This is a genomic window from Pedobacter fastidiosus (assembly GCF_014306625.1).
GTDB classification, from domain to species: Bacteria; Bacteroidota; Bacteroidia; order Sphingobacteriales; family Sphingobacteriaceae; genus Pedobacter; species Pedobacter fastidiosus.
In genome coordinates this window covers 46,988-64,617 of the sequence record NZ_JACRYL010000024.1, presented here as the reverse complement: position 1 = coordinate 64,617, position 17,630 = coordinate 46,988, and the positions used below count along the sequence as shown (strand labels likewise).

The window sequence follows — 17,630 nt, the reverse complement described above, 5'->3', positions numbered from 1 at the left end:
AGGGCGCAGATAGCGAAGCGAAAAAACCTAAAACTTAAGAAGGTGTGAGAAAATCCGAGTTATATTAACTATCTAAGGATGAGCCCTGTCTCCACAGCTTGCGGGGGAATTAAAGGGGGTGGTTCTTGTTACAACCATTCTCTTTGAGGCAGAACATGAAACCTTAAATATGCGGAACTAAAACCTCCCCCTTGCCCCCTCCAGAGGGGGATATTGGATGCATATAGCGAAGCGAAAAAACCTAAAACTTAAGAAGGTTTGTGAAATTCCGATTTTTATTTACAACTATCTAGGTATGCACCCCGTCTCCACCGCTGGCGGGGGAATTAAAGGGGGTGGTTCTTGCTAAACCATTCTCTTTGAGGCAGAAGATGAAACCTTAAATATTTGGAACAAAAACCTCCCCCTGCCCCCTCCAGAGGGGGATATTGGGCGCAGATAGCGAAGCGGAGAAACATAAAACTTAAAAAGGTGTGAGAAAATCCGAGTTATATTTACAACTATCTAGGTATGCATCCTGTCTCCACCGCTGGCGAGGGAATTAAAGGGGGGGTGGTTTTATACTTTACCAAATAAAGCAACTAAGCTTTAGACTCTGTTAACCTATCCTCTACAAAAGCAAAAGGGAGTAAACTCTTTACACTTGGAATTTTCATAACCTCGCCGTTTAGGCAATAAAAAATCACTTCGATTGGAGAATTTTGTTTCCGTTCGAACTCTACCATAACCTGTAAACAGCCACCGCATGAAGTAACTGGCTGTAAAATTTCAAAAGCATCGGTTTGTGCGGTGATTGCCATACTTTGTATTACCGCATTTGGATAGGTTGCGCCGATGGTAAAAAGAGCCACACGTTCTGCACATAATCCAGATGGATAAGCTAAGTTTTCTTGATTACTTCCCAATACCGTTTCACCAGAAGCCAGGCGGATTGCTGTGCCAACTCTGAACTTAGAATATGGTGAATAGGAGGAAGCCAATGCCTGTTCAGAAAGTTCACACAAAATTCTGTCGTTTTCGCTTAATTCCAAAATACTTGCGTATTGTTCAAAGCTTATATTTAGATTTATCGATTTCATTTTTAACTGATTACAAAACCGCTATCGTTAAATTTTTATAGCGGGCGAACAATTTAGGATATTTTTTGTATTAATTATAAAAATGTGCTATTTATTAATTTTAGTGGCATGCTTTTAGCTTTTGTCAAACACCAAACACGCTTAGCTTTGAATAAATACGTACGTAAAAGTCTGAAAATTGTACTTTGGGTAATTGCATCTATAATCATTTTGGTTGTAGGCTTAGCCCTATCTTTAAATATCCCAGCCGTACAAAACTTTGTAAAGGGCAAAGCTATTGATTACTTAAAAAACAAAACTAAGACCGAAGTTAGTCTTGAGAGCATTAAAATCGCTTTACCAAAGGATGTGGTTTTAAATAAATTCTACATTGAAGATAGAAAGGGTGATACCTTATTATATGCCGAGAAACTGGCGGTAGATATCAGTTTATTCAAGCTGTTGAAAAATACGGTTGAGATTAATAATATTGAACTAAAAAACATACGTGCGAATGTAAAACGCATAAATCCCGATACAACTTTTAACTTTTCCTTTTTGGTTGATGCTTTTATGAGTGACCAAAAAAAACCTGAGGAAAAAGTTAATAAGGATACAACTTCTACTTTAAAATTTTCTGTCGACAAGGTTTCCTTTGAAGATATTAGCATCACTTACCGTGATGATGTTGCCGGAAATGATGTGAAATTATACTTGGGTGCTTTTAAAACCAAAATAAAAGATTTTGATTTGGCTAATCAGCATTATGTAATTAAAGAGTTAAGCTTAAACAATACTTCCTTAAAATACTTACAGCAGAAACCTCTTACGCAGTTGGTTCAGCACATTACAAACAGCGTAGATAGCAGTCAGAAAAAAACTGGAAAACTTCCATTAATTGAAGTGCAGAATTTTGCTTTCAATAATGTAAAAGTAAATTACGATGATCAAATCTCGACTACCAAAGCTGTTGCTGATGTAAATGAACTTGGCTTGGTAAACCTTAAAGTAGATTTAACCAATAGTAAATACACCGTTGATGATGCTAAACTAAATAAGTCGAACATTCTTTTTGCCTTTAAGCCTGCTCCATCCAACAATTTAAAAAAAGTTAAGGATACAGTATTTCCAGAGAAATCGCCATTGGGTTTAATCATTAAGAATATTAGTTTGGCTGATAACAATGTTCAGTTTGATAACCTCGGCGCAAAACCGGCTCCAAAAGGAATGGATTTTAATCACTTAAAAATTAATGGTTTAACTTTTGGTGCTGGTGATGTAAGTTATAGCGCAGCTGGAATAAAAGCCAACGTTAAAAATGGCTCTTTAAAAGAGAAGAGCGGTTTCACCTTGAATGGGTTAAAAGGAAATGCAGTTTATAACGATAAGTTAATTAAGCTGAGCAACTTCGTTTTGAAAACACCAAATACGACTATAGAAAATGCTACGGAACTAAATTTCACTTCGATGGATGATTTAACAAAACATCCTGAAAGAGTAAAATTAAGCTTGAACTTTAAAAATACAACCATTGGATTAAAAGATGCTGGTTTCTTTAGTGATGCAATTCCAGCAAATTATCGCAACGAAAAAATTAAATTGAATGCTGATGTTAATGGATATTTAAATAACCTAAATATCCCTCGCTTACAAATTAGCGGATTAAAAAATACCCAGATCGACATCAGCGGAAAAGCAAAAGGATTGCCTGATATCAAGAAGACTTATCTCGATTTAAACATTAAAAAATTTTACATTACGAAAAGCGACATTCTGGTTGCTGTACCTAAAAAATCTTTACCACCAACTATAGAATTACCAAATGTGATTAACGCTAAAGGCAATTTTAAAGGTTCGATGACAGATTTTAACACCAACTTAAATATCCAAACTGATATGGGTGGCGCTGTTGTAGTGGCCGGAATGAAAGGGTCAAAAGGAAGAGAGAACTATAAGGCTAACGTAAGTTTAAATAATTTCAATGTAGGGCGATTGCTAAAAATGCAACCAAAACTTGGTCGAGTTTCTGCAAAGGCAGATGTTGTTGGAGCAGGGCTCGATCCAAAAAAAATTAATGCAAAATTTAACGCTAAAGTATTAAGTGCTTATTACAATAAATACACCTATCGTAATTTAAATGTAGCTGGTAATTATAGCGGGCAAAACATCAGCATTAAAAGTAGTATGCCAGATAGCAATGCAAACTTTGCTTTGGATGCTAAAGTTAATCTTGCAGGGAAATATCCGGCAGTAAAAGCAAATTTGAATTTAAAACAGGTTAATCTGCAGGCATTGAATTTTAGTCCGACGGTTTTAAGTGCTGCTGGCTTGGTAAAGGTAGATTTAACTACTGCTGATGCTGATTATTTAAATGGATCAGTTGATATTACTGGTTTGCAAGTGGTAAAAGATGCACAAAGAATTAATGTCGACACAATTTCTGTTCGGGCAAAATCTACTTCAACAGAAAACGAACTAACCTTAAAATCAGAAATCTTATCAGCAAAAATTGATGGCAAATATCAACTCACAAAAGTAAGCAACGCCATCATTAACGAGATTAATAAATATTATGCCTTTGGTGAAGTAACCAAAATTCCTGATCAACGCCTGCGGTTTTTTGTTCAGGTTTACGATTCTAAATTATTAAAGAGTTTTGTACCTGAATTAACCGTGTTTAAACAGTCGCAGTTTTATGGTTTAATAGATACTCAAAAAGATAGTCTGCAAATTAAAGGAAATTTCCCGCAAGTTGTTTATGGAGATTTTAAAGTTGATACAACAGTTTTAAACATTAATAACGACAACAACAAATTAGCGTATGCATTAACTGTAAAAAGCTTGCAAAGCCCTTCAATTGCACTTTTTAATACTGAAGTTAGTGGCGATGCTGCCAACAATAACTTAGGTGTAAATATTTTCTTGAGAGATAGACAACTGAAAGATAAATACAGGATTGGAGGAATCTTCCAATCGATTAATAAAGATTTCAAATTCACTTTAGATCCTCAAAAACTTTTATTGGACTATCAAAAATGGGTGGTCTCACCAGAAAACTACATCCAGTTTGGCCAATCGGGGATTTTGGTTAACCAGTTCCAAATTAGCAATAGTGGCCAGTCATTATCCATTAATAGCAATCCAACAAGTCCGAATGCACCTTTGAATGTGGAGTTTAAGGATTTCCAGTTGGAAACGTTAACTAAGTTTGCAGAAACGGATACCACTTTGGTTGGCGGGCGTTTAAATGGAACGGCAAATGTTAAGGATTTAGCTTCGAACCCAAAATTTGAAGCAAACTTAACCATCGATCAATTACGTTATCAAAAAGATCAATTGGGAACCTTACGATTGGCAGTGAATAACAATACGCAAAACGCCTTCGAAGTGAATGTTGCTTTAACTGGCGTACACGAATTAAGGGTTAATGGTTTTTATTATACAGCGCCGCAAAGTGCCTTAGATTTAACGGTAAACATCGATAAAATCGAAATGAAGAACATCGAAAGTTTATCGCAAGGACAATTGAAAAATGGAACGGGAACACTAACTGGAGCTCTTTCAGTAAAAGGTGCTTTAACTGCTCCGAAAATTTTGGGCGATTTAACCTTCAATAATGCTGGAATAAAAGTGGCTTATGTAAATTCTTACTTCAGGATGCCAAACGAAAAAATCTCATTCACCAATGAGGGAATTCGCTTTAACAACTTCACTTTAATTGATTCACTAAACCAGAAAGCAACCATAAATGGAAGTGTATTTACAAAGGATTTTAAAAATTATCGTTTTGGTTTAGACATCAATATGAATAATTTCAGGGCAATTAACTCAACAGCTGCTGATAATGACATGATTTATGGAACGGTTTTCTTAACGAGCAATATTAAGGTTCGGGGAGATTTAAACCAGCCAGATGTTAACATGAAAATCAAAGTAAACAAGGGAACTAAATTCTTCTTTGCTTTGCCTTCGAGTGATCCATCGATAATTGATCAGGATGGAATTGTTCAGTTTATTGATGCTGATGCACCACCTTTTAATGGACAAAAAGCATTGAAGGTTGATAGTGTGAGCAAATCGCCAGTTAAGGGGGTAAATCTTGTTGCAACCATTTCAATAGATCCAGAAGCAGAACTTAACGTAGTTGTAGATCCATCTAATGGCGATGCTTTAAACATTAAAGGTGAAGCAAATTTAAATGCAACCATGGACCCTAGTGGAAAAATTAGCTTAACAGGCCGTTATGAAATTGTTGACGGATCTTATAACTTATCAGTTGGTCCGCTAGGTAAAAAAGCATTTAAATTAGTTAAGGGAAGTACCATTATTTGGACTGGCGAACCTACCACAGCCAATGTAAACCTAACAGCACTTTATGAAGTTAACGCTGCTCCGATTGATTTATTAAATCAACCAGATCTTGCTGAAGCTAAAACAAAGTTGCCTTTCCAGGTTTATTTAATGATGAAAGGCGAGCTTTTGAAACCGATTATATCATTTAAACTAGACTTGCCAGAAAATGAGCGTAACGCTTTGGGTGGAATTGTTTATACAAAATTGCTGAACGTTAATCGCGATGAAAGCGAGTTGAACAAACAAGTATTTGCTTTATTGGCTTTGAATAGATTTATCGCAAATAATCCGTTCCAAAGTTTGGCTGGTGGTGGCGGTGGTGTTTCTACTCTTGCCCGTGCGAGTGTGAGCAAACTTTTAACGGAGCAATTGAATAATTTAACTTCCGACTTAATTCAAGGTGTAGATCTTAATTTTGGCGTAAACTCATCAGAAGATTATTCTACAGGTTCGCTCCAGCAAAAAACCGATTTGGAAGTTGGCTTATCGAAAAAACTTTTAAATGATAGATTAACGGTAACCGTTGGAAGTTCATTTGCGTTAGAAGGCCCACAAGCGCCAGGTGAGAAATCGACTAATATTGCAGGAAACGTTAATGTAGAATATGCACTTTCTGCCGATGGAAGATATCGCTTAAGAGCTTATCGCAGAAACCAAAACGATATGATTGTTCAAGGACAGATTATAGAAACCGGTTTAGGATTTACTTTGGTGGTCGACTACAATAAATTCAGAGAAATTTTCCAGAAAAAAAGAATAAAAAGAATCAGAAACATTGAACAAAAAGCACAAGATGAAACAACTAACTAGACCCTTTTTATTTTTAATGGCCTGTTTAGTTTGGGCGAGCTGTAGTAGTACGAAATCTCTAAAACCTGGACAAATTTTATACACTGGCGCAGAGGTAAAAATAAATCCTGATTCTTCGGGTAAAATTGATGATGAAAAGCAAGTTAAGACTGATTTAGAAAGTAAAACCAGGCCCCGTCCCAATAAATCTATTTTGGGTATAAAATATAAACTTGGCATTTATAACCTTGCCGGAGAACCTAAAAAACCGAAAGGATTAAAAAATTGGCTTAGAAAACAAGGTGAGCCACCGGTATTGTTGAGCGAAGTAAAACTGAAATACAATAATGATGTTTTAACGAGCTACCTACTAAGCGAAGGTTATTTGCAAGCTGCTGTAACTGGAGATACCGTTGTTAAAGATAAAAAGGGAAAGGCCGTTTATACTGCAATTACTGGAGATCGATATAAGATTAACAAGATTAGTTTCCCACCAGACACAGGTATTTTAACCAAAATCATCAATGCAAATAAGGATAAAACTTTATTAAAAGTTGGCAATTATTATGATTTGGATGTGTACAAAAATGAAAGAATCAGAATTGATAACGATCTTAAAGAACAGGGTTATTTCTACTTTAGTCCAGATTATTTAATTCTACAAGTTGATAGTACCATTGGCAAAAATTTGGTTAATGTTTCAGTTAAAGTAAAAGACATAGCTCCAGATGCTGGATTGAAACCTTATACCATTAAAAACATTAACATCTACCCAAATTACTCCTTAAGAAGAGATAGTATTTTAAGAAAACTGAAACCGCTTGAATATAAAGACTTCAACATTTACGATGATAAAAACACTTTTAAACCGAGGCTTTTCGATCGATTGGTTTTCTTCCAAAAGGGCGAGCCATATAATCGGAGAGATCATAATCAATCGTTAAACAGAATGGTTAATATCGGAGCATTTCAAGATGTTAGAGCTGAATTTTTGCCCGATAGTGCTAAAAATGATCAACTGGATCTTAATATTTACTTAACTCCACTGAAGAAAAATTCACTAACATTTTCAGTTACCGGAACCAGTAAATCGAACAACTTTGTGGGTTCAGAAGTTAAATTAACACAAACAACAAGGAATCTTTTTAGAGGTGCAGAACAATTGGATGTGAGTGTAAGCGGTGGCTTCGAAACACAAACTTCCGGAACCTCTTTGGGCAAAAACTCATTATCACTCACAGCTGAAGGAAAGTTAACATTCCCAAGATTTATTGTTCCTTTTTATAAGCCGAACAGCACGACAGCTTTTATTCCGAAAACCATTGCATCACTTTCTTATCAAATGCTAAATCGTGGTTCTGAATATACGCTAAATGCATTTAAGGCAGAGTTTGGGTATAACTTTAAAGAGAATCTATATAAAGAACATAACTTCAATCCCATCTCGGTAAGTTATATTTCTACAAGTTTTCCAGACTTAGCAACTCAAGAAAGACTTTATAAAGAAAATCCTTTGTTAAGAACAACCTTGGAAGATCAATTCATTATTGGAAGTAATTATAACTTTACCTATACCAACCAAATGGAACAGAATAGAAGGAATAATACTTACTTCTATGGAGGCTTAGAAACTGGAGGTAATGTTTGGGGTGCATTTGTTCCAAAAAATGAAGAAGGAAAACGTAACCTTTTTAATGTACCATTATCTCAATTTATTAGGGTTGAAGCAGATTTAAGAGACTATTACAAAATTAGCAGAAACCTAATTTGGGCAAACCGCTTAAATTTAGGCTATGGTTATGCTTATGGAAACAGTACTTCCTTACCCTTTGTTAGACAGTTTTTTGCTGGCGGAAGTAACGATATCAGAGCATTCGCTGCAAGAACTTTAGGGCCCGGAACTTTTAAAGTTAAGGATGATGCAATTTTTGCAGACCAAGGTGGAGATATTAAATTAATGCTAAACTCCGAGCTTAGGTTTAAAATTGTGAGTGTTTTATATGGAGCACTATTTGTTGATGCAGGAAATATCTGGTTACAAAAGGAAGATTTAGGCGTTCCCGGAACCACAAATCTTGGTAGACCAGGATCTGGATTTAAGTTAAAAAACGCACTTAATGAACTTGCAGTTGGTACTGGAGCTGGCTTGCGAGTAGATGCAACAATTTTTGTTATACGATTAGATGTTGCGTTTCCAGTACGTAAACCTTATTTGCCTGATGGACAACGTTGGGTATTAGATGATATCGCCTTTGGAAATAAAGATTGGCGAAAACAAAACTTAATCTTTAATATTGGAATAGGCTATCCATTTTAATTTTTCAATGAAAGTAATCCATAAAATCAAGCATTTCTTTATTGCCCTTTACCATCTATTTATAGCCGCGGGGAAAGGTTTTGCGGAAGATAGAATTACTAAGCTAAGCGCATCACTTGCTTATTATACCATTTTTTCGTTAACGCCATTAATCATTATCATACTATCTGCAGCTACGTTGTTTTTTGGTGATAAGATGAACACAAATACCAGAGATAGATTTTTTATTCAGGTTACTGAAATGGTGGGAAAAGATGCTGCTTTACAAATACAGGGTTTTGTGGAGCATGCAAATAAAACTGGGCAATCTACCATTGGGCTAATTATTGGTATTGCTACGCTAGTTATTGGTTCAACAGCGATTTTTATCGAAATTCAAGATAGTATCAACATGATTTGGAAGGTAAAGGCCATACCCAAGAAAGGTTGGCTCAAAATGCTAACCAATAGGTTACTATCCTTTTCGCTTATTGTATCAATGGGTTTTTTATTACTGGTCTCTTTAGTTGTAAATAGTGTGGTAGTTGGCCTTGGTGATAAACTGATTTCACTGCTCTCTAAGAGCGAAATAGATAAAGTAGTTCCTGTTGCTGATGATACAATGGCACTTTTAATTTACATTTTAAACAACGTTATAACCTTAGCAGCAGTTACCGCTGTATTTACCGTAATCTTTAAAGTTCTTCCAGATGTGGTAATCAAATGGAAATCGGCAATTATTGGTGCCCTTTTTACCGCGGTTTTATTCAGCTTAGGTAAATATTTAATTGGAATTTACATCGAAAAAGGAAATCCAGGTTCGGCATTTGGCGCAGCAAGTTCCATCATTGTTATTCTACTTTGGATTTATTACACCTCCATAATTTTATATTTTGGTGCTGAGTTTACTCAAGCTTATGCAGAAAAATATGATGGTGGAATTGTACCCAGTAAATATGCGGTATTTACAAAGATTACCATTGTTGAGAAGAAAGTTGATGTACTCCCTCCTCAACACCCTGAAGATACGGTTAATGCACCTAAAGGATAGCAATTAGTCATTAGCCATTAGCCATTAGCCATTAGCCATTAGCCATTAGCCATTAGCCATTAGCCATTAGTGGAAATTTCTTTCAGACTGAAAAGATTTAACTATTTAATAAATTTCAAAATCTTTTCGAGTAATTCCTGCTCTAGGAATGGTTTTAAAACCAATTCATTCATTCCCGATGCCAAATACTTTTGCCTATCTTCTTGCATAACATTTGCCGTAACCCCTAAAATTGGAATCCTTCTCTTAGCCATATTATCGCTATTTCTAATTTTCTGAGTTAGTTCAATTCCACCCATTTCAGGCATCTGAATATCCGTTAAAATAATGTCGTATTCATTTTCGTTGAATAATTCCAATGCCTCCTTACCGTTGTAAGCAGCATCAAAAACAACTTTATATTTCTTTAAAATTGTACTGGCTAGCAAGATGTTCAGCATATTATCGTCGGCCAATAAAACCTTTTTACCCTCTAAAGCCTTTGCTTCATTATTCAATCTAGAAACTGGTAATTTGTTAGGTTTGGGTTTTTCGGTAGTTTCATAAGGAAGTTCAAAAGAAAAGGTAGAACCTTTGCCCTCTTCACTTTTTACATCAATTACGCCACCCTGAAATTCAACAATTTTCTTACATATTGCTAATCCCAAACCTGTTCCTTGTTGTTTTTCTTTTGTAGATGCATAATAAACCTGAGCAAATTCATCAAAAATAATTTTTTGATCTACAGGGTTAATTCCCATTCCTGTATCCGCTATACTTACTTTTAGAACAGAGCTACTTCCCTGTCCTTTGATTAAGTTTGCATTTATAGTTACATGGCCGTTGGTGGTAAATTTTATCGCATTGCTTAAAAGATTCATCACTGCTTGCTTTAATCGTAATGGATCTCCCAAAATATAAATCTCCTTTTCAATTGGCATATTAATTACAAAGCCTATTTTCTTTTTAGTGGCCTGAATTTGCATGCTCTCAAAAATATCTTGAATGGCCAAGTTTGGAGAAAAAGGAATCCGCTCCATAGAAACTTTACCAGTTTCATATTTTGAAAAATCTAAAATATCATTTACAACATCAAGCAACATAACAGACGAATTTCTGATGGCACCAATCTGCTCCTTCTGCTCAATTTCTAAATCAGCATGGGTTAATTGCTCGGAAAATCCAACTATAGAATTTAGTGGGGTCCGAATCTCATGACTCATATTCGCTAAAAACCTACTTTTTGAAAGCGCATAAAGTGATGCTTTATTGCTGTAATCTATTAGAGCTTTTTCGTTTTTGTAGAAATTATAAATGGTAAAGAAAACAAAAATAAGAAGACCTGTGGCTAAAAATAACAGGATTATGGTAAAGCGATCTAGATTCTCCACTCTACTAAGGGTAGAGGTTCCAATTAAATATTGAACTGAGGTGTAGTAATCCTTTTCTTTTACTTTATAAGCTTTCAGGCCATTAACTATGCTGTTTATGAGTTGATGATTAACATCTAAAAGTTCTTTCTCCTTTCCCTTAAGCTTTTTATTAATGCGATATAATTTTAAATAATAGTCATTAATGGCTTTAAGCTGCATCTTATTATACTCTACATTTAAAGAAGAGGTATCGGCAGAAATTACGGTTTTAACATAGGTAGATTTCGAACTATCTATTACTTTTTTGCCTTTATCATTAATCGCATCGAAGATTCTTCCAAAAAATTTCTTCTTCGGTTTTGCGATTAAGCTTGGCTTTATCGTATCAACTTTAACAATACTTTTAAACTGTCTTAATGTGAAAAGCTTGCTTTTCGGATTTATATTTTCTACATTTTTATCTACGGCAATAGAAAAATTGATTAAGCTATCAGAAAGCTTTTTTAACTCGATGAACTGTGCGGTTCGTATTTTTTTCTGTTTAATTAAGTTATCAAAAGATTCGGCAGAGATTGCCTTTTCACTTTGGTTTTGTCTTTCGATGGTATCCATGATTAAAGAAATCTCTTTAATCTCTTTGGAAAATTGGTTATAGTAACTCTGATTACCACTTACCACATACATTCTGCAACTATTTTCAGCATTATAAAGCTTAAAAATACAGCTATCCAGTTTGGTAAAATCGCTCTGTACCTGAACAATTTTATTTGCTGATTTAAGAAGCGGTATCTTGGAGAAATTCACAAACAATCCAACGGTAATCCCGAAGATTATGAGAATTAAAAATACAACTAATAGATACTTGGTTGCAGAAATTTTAGTGGGTTTCAAATGTGTTGATTTAATTTTGGATCATATCAACGCCGAATTTTATGCTACTTCATCAATAATTTTAGGTTCTTCCGCTATCTCGTCTTTTTCTACACGTAGATTTCTAATGATGTGCTGCTGTCTATCGGGCGTATTTTTTCCCATGTAATATTCTAGCAAACTTTTAATCGTTTGATCTTTTAAAATAACAGGATCTAGCCTAATATCCTTTCCGATAAACAATCCAAATTCATCTGGAGAAATCTCTCCCAATCCCTTAAAACGAGTAATTTCTGGTTTGTTCCCTAATTTTTCGATCGCATTTCGGCGCTCTTCATCACTATAACAATAAATGGTTTCTTTTTTATTTCGAACTCTAAAAAGTGGAGTTTGTAAAATGTAAACATGCCCCGCTTTAACTAAATCAGGGAAAAACTGAAGGAAGAACGTCATCATTAACAACCTAATGTGCATTCCATCAACATCAGCATCGGTCGCAATAACAATATTGTTGTAATGCAAACCTTCCAAGCCATCTTCAATATTTAAAGCATGTTGTAATAAGTTAAATTCTTCGTTTTCGTAAACTACTTTTTTGGTTAACTCATAACAATTTAATGGCTTTCCTTTTAAGCTAAATACGGCCTGGCAATCTACATCGCGAGATTTAGTGATTGATCCAGACGCAGAATCTCCCTCGGTAATAAACAAGGTAGATTCATAACGCTTTTCGTGAGTTGTATTAAAGTGAACTTTACAATCGCGAAGTTTTTTGTTGTGTAACGAAGCCTTTTTAGCCCTATCATTAGCCAGTTTCTTAATTCCAGCGATGTCCTTTCTTTCTCTTTCTGATTGAAGAATCCGTTTCAAAAGCGCATCGGCAACATCAGCATGTTTGTGTAGGTAATCATCCAGTTCTTTCTTTACAAAATCCATAATGAAAGTTCTAACCGAAGGCCCTTCTGGTCCCATGTTTTGAGAACCCAATTTAGTTTTCGTCTGCGATTCGAAAACCGGCTCCTGAACACGAATGGAAATTGCAGCAATAATTGATGAACGAACATCGGATGCCTCAAACTCCTTTTTATAAAATTCCCTTACTGTTTTTACAACGGCTTCGCGGAAAGCTGCTTGATGCGTTCCACCTTGCGTAGTATGCTGTCCGTTAACAAAAGAATGGTAATCTTCGCCATATTGCTGACCATGAGTCATTGCAATTTCGATATCGCTTCCAATCATGTGGATAATCGGATAACGAATTTCTTCTGGCTTATTAAATTTCGAAAGTAAATCGTAAAGACCTCTTTCCGAGAAATATTTCTGGTTGTTAAAATTTACAGTTAAACCGGTATTTAAGAAAACATAGTTCCAAACCATACTCTCCACAAAATCTGGAATGTAGTGGTAGTTTCTAAAAATACTTTCATCAGGGTAAAAAGTAATCGCAGTTCCGTTACGTTGTGTAGTATCAATAATCGGTTGCTCACTTACAATTTCACCTTTAGAAAACTCTACCTTTTTCGTTTTGCCATCTCGGTAAGATTGTACAACAAAATTTGTTGAAAGTGCATTTACAGCCTTCGTACCAACTCCATTTAAACCAACAGATTTTTGAAAAGCATTACTATCGTACTTACCGCCCGTATTAATTTTGCTTACACAATCTATAACCTTCCCCAAAGGGATACCACGACCAAAGTCGCGAATATTTACCTTTTGCTCAGAAACCGTAATTTCGATGGTTTTTCCAGTACCCATCACAAACTCATCGATAGAGTTATCTACAATTTCTTTTAACAAAACATAAATACCATCATCTTGCGCAGAGCCATCACCCAGCTTACCGATATACATACCAGGGCGTAGTCTGATGTGTTCTTTCCAGTCTAATGATCGAATACTGTCGTCGTTATAAATTACTTCTGCCATAAATTTTGTTTGTTGTTATCAGGTTGATTGAGCATTGTATTTTTTTTTGGATACAAAGCAGCCATACCGAGGGATGGTCGGAGCAAGCTTTAACGTTCAACATGACAAGTATTTAGGGATGATTGATACTGAGAATTTGAAAATTATTGTTGTTGTAGTTTCGAAAATCTCAAATAGCAAAAATTATTATACAATAATAGATTTATTCTTCGAGGGTAGCAAAATAAAATTTCAACAAAAAAGAGGGGAAACAATGGAAGATGTAAAAGGTAAGATGGATGATGGCCTTAAGGCGCTGTTATTAGTATTAATCAACCACAGATGAAAAGGATAGGCACAGATAAAGTAATTTTTAAATAAAATATTTGGATATCTGTGGTAAAAAATCTTAAGTAAATGATATTAGAATATGCTGTGTATTCCTTTTCTGACTACAACTAGGTACACTTAATATGCAACCCAACTTAGCCTTAGTACTTCATCTACGTTCTACTTTAATCCGGCCTAACAAATTTTTCGGCATAGCTAGGCAAAGCCAAAGCACTAACTTTAATAGAAAAATTTTCAGCCGGTGTTTTTTGTTTCCTTTTTGACATCAAAAAGAAAAGAGCCCGTCCGGCCAGGACAAAAATCTGCTTTCCATCTTCCACATTCCATCTTCCATCTAACCTATTTTCCTTATCTTCATCCCATCCTTTATTATTTCTTAAATGCAACAAAAAAAGCAACTTTCTCTTTTCGATTTATCCATGATTGTGGTTAGTTTAGTTATTGGGATGGGTATTTTCCGTACACCTGTTAATGTTGCGTCGAAAGCACAAATTCCAGAACTGTTTTATTTGGCTTGGGTAATTGGAGGTTTCGTAGCTTTTTGTGGTGCATTAACATATGCAGAAATTGGTTCACGCTACCCGGTTACTGGCGGTTATTATAAAATTTTTTCCATTGCTTATCATCCGTCAATTGCATTTGCCATTAATTGTATTGTATTAATTTCGAGTGCGGCATCGGTAGCGGCCATTTCAATTATTGGGGCAGAATATTTAAGTAAAATAATCTTACCAATAGATAAGCAAAACGAGACTTATCGCGTTGCGATTGCCATTACAACCATCTTAATTTTTTATTTAATTAATCTTTTAGGCTTAAAAGCAAGTGCCAAAACCCAAAACGTATTAACAGTAATTAAAATAGGCATGGTGCTTACTTTAATATGTGCTATCTTTTTTGGTGGAAAAACAGAAACCATTACCCCTATTTTTAAAACCGTAAGTGGAGCGCTCCCAGTCTGGTCTGACTATGGCAAAGCTTTGGGGTTGTGCTTAATTGCCGTTTCATTCTCTTATGCGGGTTATGCGCAAACTATAAATTTTGGAGGCGAGGTAAAGGAAGCCAAAAAAGTTATTCCCCGCTCTATCATCATCGGCTTAACCATTATTGTAACTTTATATTTAGCCATTAATTACGTTTACGTTAAAATAATCGGGTTCGAAGAATTGAAATCCGCAGAGAGTATTGCCGCCATATTGGCATCGAAAATATTTGGCCCAATTGGCTTTAATCTACTTTCGGTAATTATTTTTTTCTCGGTGATGGGCTATGTAAATGTAAATTTATTGAGCAACCCAAGAGCCATGTTTGCTATGGGCGAAGAAGGTGCGTTGCCAAAAGTTTTCAGTAAAATAAATAAGAAAACCGAAGTAATGACCTTAAGCTTAACGGTTTTTACCGTGGTTGCAATTGTGATTATTTTCTTTGCCAAAACTTTCGATAAAATTTTAAACTACACTATCTTTTTAGAAAGCATTAGTATGGCGAGCTCCGCAGCTACAATTTTTATCTTGAGGAAACGAACTGCACATCTTGATAAAAAAACCATTTATACTGTCCCATTATATCCTATATTGCCAATAATATTTATTGCAGCTTATACCTTTGTAGCCTTTAGCATTTATGCTGATGATCCAAATGCAGCGTTAAATGGATTGTATATTTTTATTGGCTTTTTGGTAATATATTTTATCAGTAGAATAATGAAAAGGAAGTAGATAAATTTTTATTTGAAAAGCAATTTCGGTGCTCATCGGTTTCGATAGTCCCGCCATTTGCTATAGCCCTCATAAAAAAAATTCGGGGCTGTCGCTACTGTCGGGTTTAAAATGCAAATTATTGCTGAAATAGAAAGTTGTAAAGCGTCTAAAAACTGAAATTTCGATTCCGTTTTTCAAGGTTCCGTGAGATTTAGATTTGATGGTGTGCTTTTAAATATTTAAGTTAACCTGTGTCAAAAAAGAAGTCTTTGAACCAGGTTTCTCTTTACAAAGATTTCTCCACTTCGGTCGAAATGACGGCTTAAAAATATAGACAACAACTTAATCGTTAAAATTAATTAATGAACAAAACACTCTCTTTAAAACAAGAAATTGCTTACGCAGCAGGCATGATTGGCTGGAGTACGATGACCAACATCATCATCGTAATGCTACCCTATTTTTATCTTCCACCAAGTAATGCAGGTTTGCCTCCATTGGTACCACAACTTGTTTTCTTGGGTGCTTTTAATATTCTTTCCATTATTGCCGCTTCTGGCAGATTGGTCGATGCCGTTTTCGATCCCTTTATTGCTTCTAAAAGTGATGCAAGCAGGAACCCAAATGGACGCAGAATGCCATTTATGAAAGTTGCCATAGTGCCTGCAATGATTTTTTGTGCATTGGTGTTCTATCCTATTCAAAAAGGAGAAAGTTTGCATAATGCCTGGTGGTTAACCATCACTTTATGCTTATTCTTCGTGTCAGTAACTACTTATATTATTCCTTACAATGCCTTACTTGCTGAAGTAACGAATACACCAAGACAGAAAGTAAAACTATCTAGTTACCAACAGGTTGGTTTTGTAATTGGAATTATTCTCTCTGCTTGCACAAATAATTTCGCCGATTTGGTTCAGCACAATTTTCATGTTGCCAATCGCAGTGAGGCTGTTCAAATTGCAATTTGGGGATTGTGTATTTTATCTGGCTTAGTGATGCTTTTGCCAATATTTTTTATCAATGAAAAGGAATTTTCTGTCGCTAAACCTACGCATGTTCCGCTTTGGCCAGCGATAAAAAACACCTTTAAAAACAGCAACTTCAAATATTACCTGATTTCTGATTTTGCTTTTTATACAGCGCTGAGTATTATTTCAAGCGGATTATTATTTTTCTGTACCGTACTTTTAGGCTTGCCCGAATCGGAGGGCGGAAAGTTTATGGGGGCAATGGTTTTCGCTTCACTACTTTTTTATCCGCTGGTAAACTTTGGTTCGGCCAAAATTGGAAAAAAGCCATTTGTGCTGATTGCTTTCGGTGTACTTTGCCTAATATTTGTAACCATATTTTTCTTAGGAAAATTGCCTTTTGGTCCTTATACTCAAATCTACATATTGGTTCTTTCTGCCTCTTTTCCATTGGCGGCATTGGGCATTTTACCAACAGCCATTTTAGCCGATATTGCTCAAAAGGATACATTAGAAACAGGAGAAAATCATGAGGGGATGTTCTTCGCGGTAAAATATCTTTTCGTTAAGCTTGGTCAAACTTTGGGGATTGCCATTTTTGCCATGTTAACCATTTATGGTAAAGATCCAGGCAATGATTTTGGATTAAGATTAAATGGTGTTGTTGGCTTCGGGCTTTGCTTAATTGCGCTTTTGTTTTTTAGTAGGTTTAAGGAGAATAAGGATTGACCAGGATTTAAAAAGATTAAAGGATTTTAGGATTAGGGCATTCCTTTCTTGAATCATAGTCTATGCTCGATATTTGAAATACTATCCATAGTTTATAAACCTGACTTAGCGGAAATACCCCGTCCCGATAGCTATCAGGATTTCTTCGGGGATTGAAGCGAGGGCTGGACCTGCTGTTCGCCAAAAGTCATTAACTTTCATT

General features: G+C 35.4%; 10 protein-coding genes. 6 read left to right on the top strand and 4 right to left on the bottom strand.

All coding sequences use genetic code 11. The annotated features are described in order from the left end of the window. Positions 1-581: 581 nt before the first annotated feature. Positions 582-1,079: a cytidine deaminase gene (locus H7U22_RS19955; RefSeq protein ID WP_187073107.1), complete on the bottom strand. Its 498-nt coding sequence runs from the start codon at positions 1,077-1,079 to the stop codon at positions 582-584. Between the two features lie 147 nt (positions 1,080-1,226). Between H7U22_RS19955 and H7U22_RS19950 the strand changes: the two genes are divergently transcribed. Genes H7U22_RS19950 through H7U22_RS19940 form a run of 3 tightly spaced genes read left to right on the top strand, consistent with a single transcriptional unit; the run spans position 1,227 to position 9,547 of the window. Further along, positions 1,227-6,221 carry a translocation/assembly module TamB domain-containing protein gene (locus H7U22_RS19950; RefSeq protein ID WP_187073106.1) on the top strand — a complete coding sequence of 1,665 codons (4,995 nt, stop codon included), beginning with the start codon at positions 1,227-1,229 and terminating at the stop codon, positions 6,219-6,221. Continuing rightward, positions 6,205-8,517 (top strand): translocation and assembly module lipoprotein TamL, encoded by a 2,313-nt coding sequence (tamL, locus tag H7U22_RS19945; protein ID WP_187073105.1) that lies wholly within the window; start codon positions 6,205-6,207, stop codon positions 8,515-8,517. Before H7U22_RS19950 ends, tamL begins: the two co-directional genes overlap by 17 nt. Positions 8,518-8,524: 7 nt before the next feature. After that, positions 8,525-9,547 carry a YihY/virulence factor BrkB family protein gene (locus H7U22_RS19940; protein ID WP_187073104.1) on the top strand — a complete coding sequence of 341 codons (1,023 nt, stop codon included), beginning with the start codon at positions 8,525-8,527 and terminating at the stop codon, positions 9,545-9,547. A gap of 101 nt (positions 9,548-9,648) precedes the next feature. Here H7U22_RS19940 and H7U22_RS19935 read toward each other — a convergent pair whose 3' ends face one another. Both H7U22_RS19935 and H7U22_RS19930 read right to left on the bottom strand, forming a co-directional pair. Continuing rightward, positions 9,649-11,790, bottom strand: coding sequence for an ATP-binding protein (locus H7U22_RS19935; protein WP_187073103.1), 2,142 nt, complete (start codon positions 11,788-11,790; stop codon positions 9,649-9,651). A gap of 39 nt (positions 11,791-11,829) precedes the next feature. Next, positions 11,830-13,698, bottom strand: a complete 1,869-nt coding sequence (locus tag H7U22_RS19930; protein WP_187073102.1) for a DNA topoisomerase IV subunit B — start codon at positions 13,696-13,698, stop codon at positions 11,830-11,832. A 46-nt stretch (positions 13,699-13,744) separates the two neighbouring features. Here H7U22_RS19930 and H7U22_RS19925 point away from each other — a divergent pair, with 46 nt between their 5' ends. Continuing rightward, the gene (locus tag H7U22_RS19925; protein WP_187073101.1) at positions 13,745-14,023 is read left to right on the top strand and encodes a hypothetical protein; all 279 of its coding nucleotides are present in this window, start codon (positions 13,745-13,747) and stop codon (positions 14,021-14,023) included. 169 nt (positions 14,024-14,192) lie between these two features. Here the strand turns inward: H7U22_RS19925 and H7U22_RS19920 are convergent, their stop codons facing one another. Then, the gene (locus H7U22_RS19920; RefSeq protein ID WP_187073100.1) at positions 14,193-14,414 is read right to left on the bottom strand and encodes a hypothetical protein; all 222 of its coding nucleotides are present in this window, start codon (positions 14,412-14,414) and stop codon (positions 14,193-14,195) included. Between H7U22_RS19920 and H7U22_RS19915 the strand changes: the two genes are divergently transcribed. Next, entirely contained in the window at positions 14,409-15,746 is a 1,338-nt protein-coding gene (locus H7U22_RS19915; RefSeq protein WP_187073099.1) for an APC family permease, read from the top strand. The two genes, H7U22_RS19920 and H7U22_RS19915, sit on opposite strands and share 6 nt — an antisense overlap. A gap of 344 nt (positions 15,747-16,090) precedes the next feature. Next, complete coding sequence (locus tag H7U22_RS19910) at positions 16,091-17,428, top strand: MFS transporter (RefSeq protein WP_187073098.1); 1,338 nt, start codon at positions 16,091-16,093, stop codon at positions 17,426-17,428. Positions 17,429-17,630 lie beyond the last annotated feature (202 nt).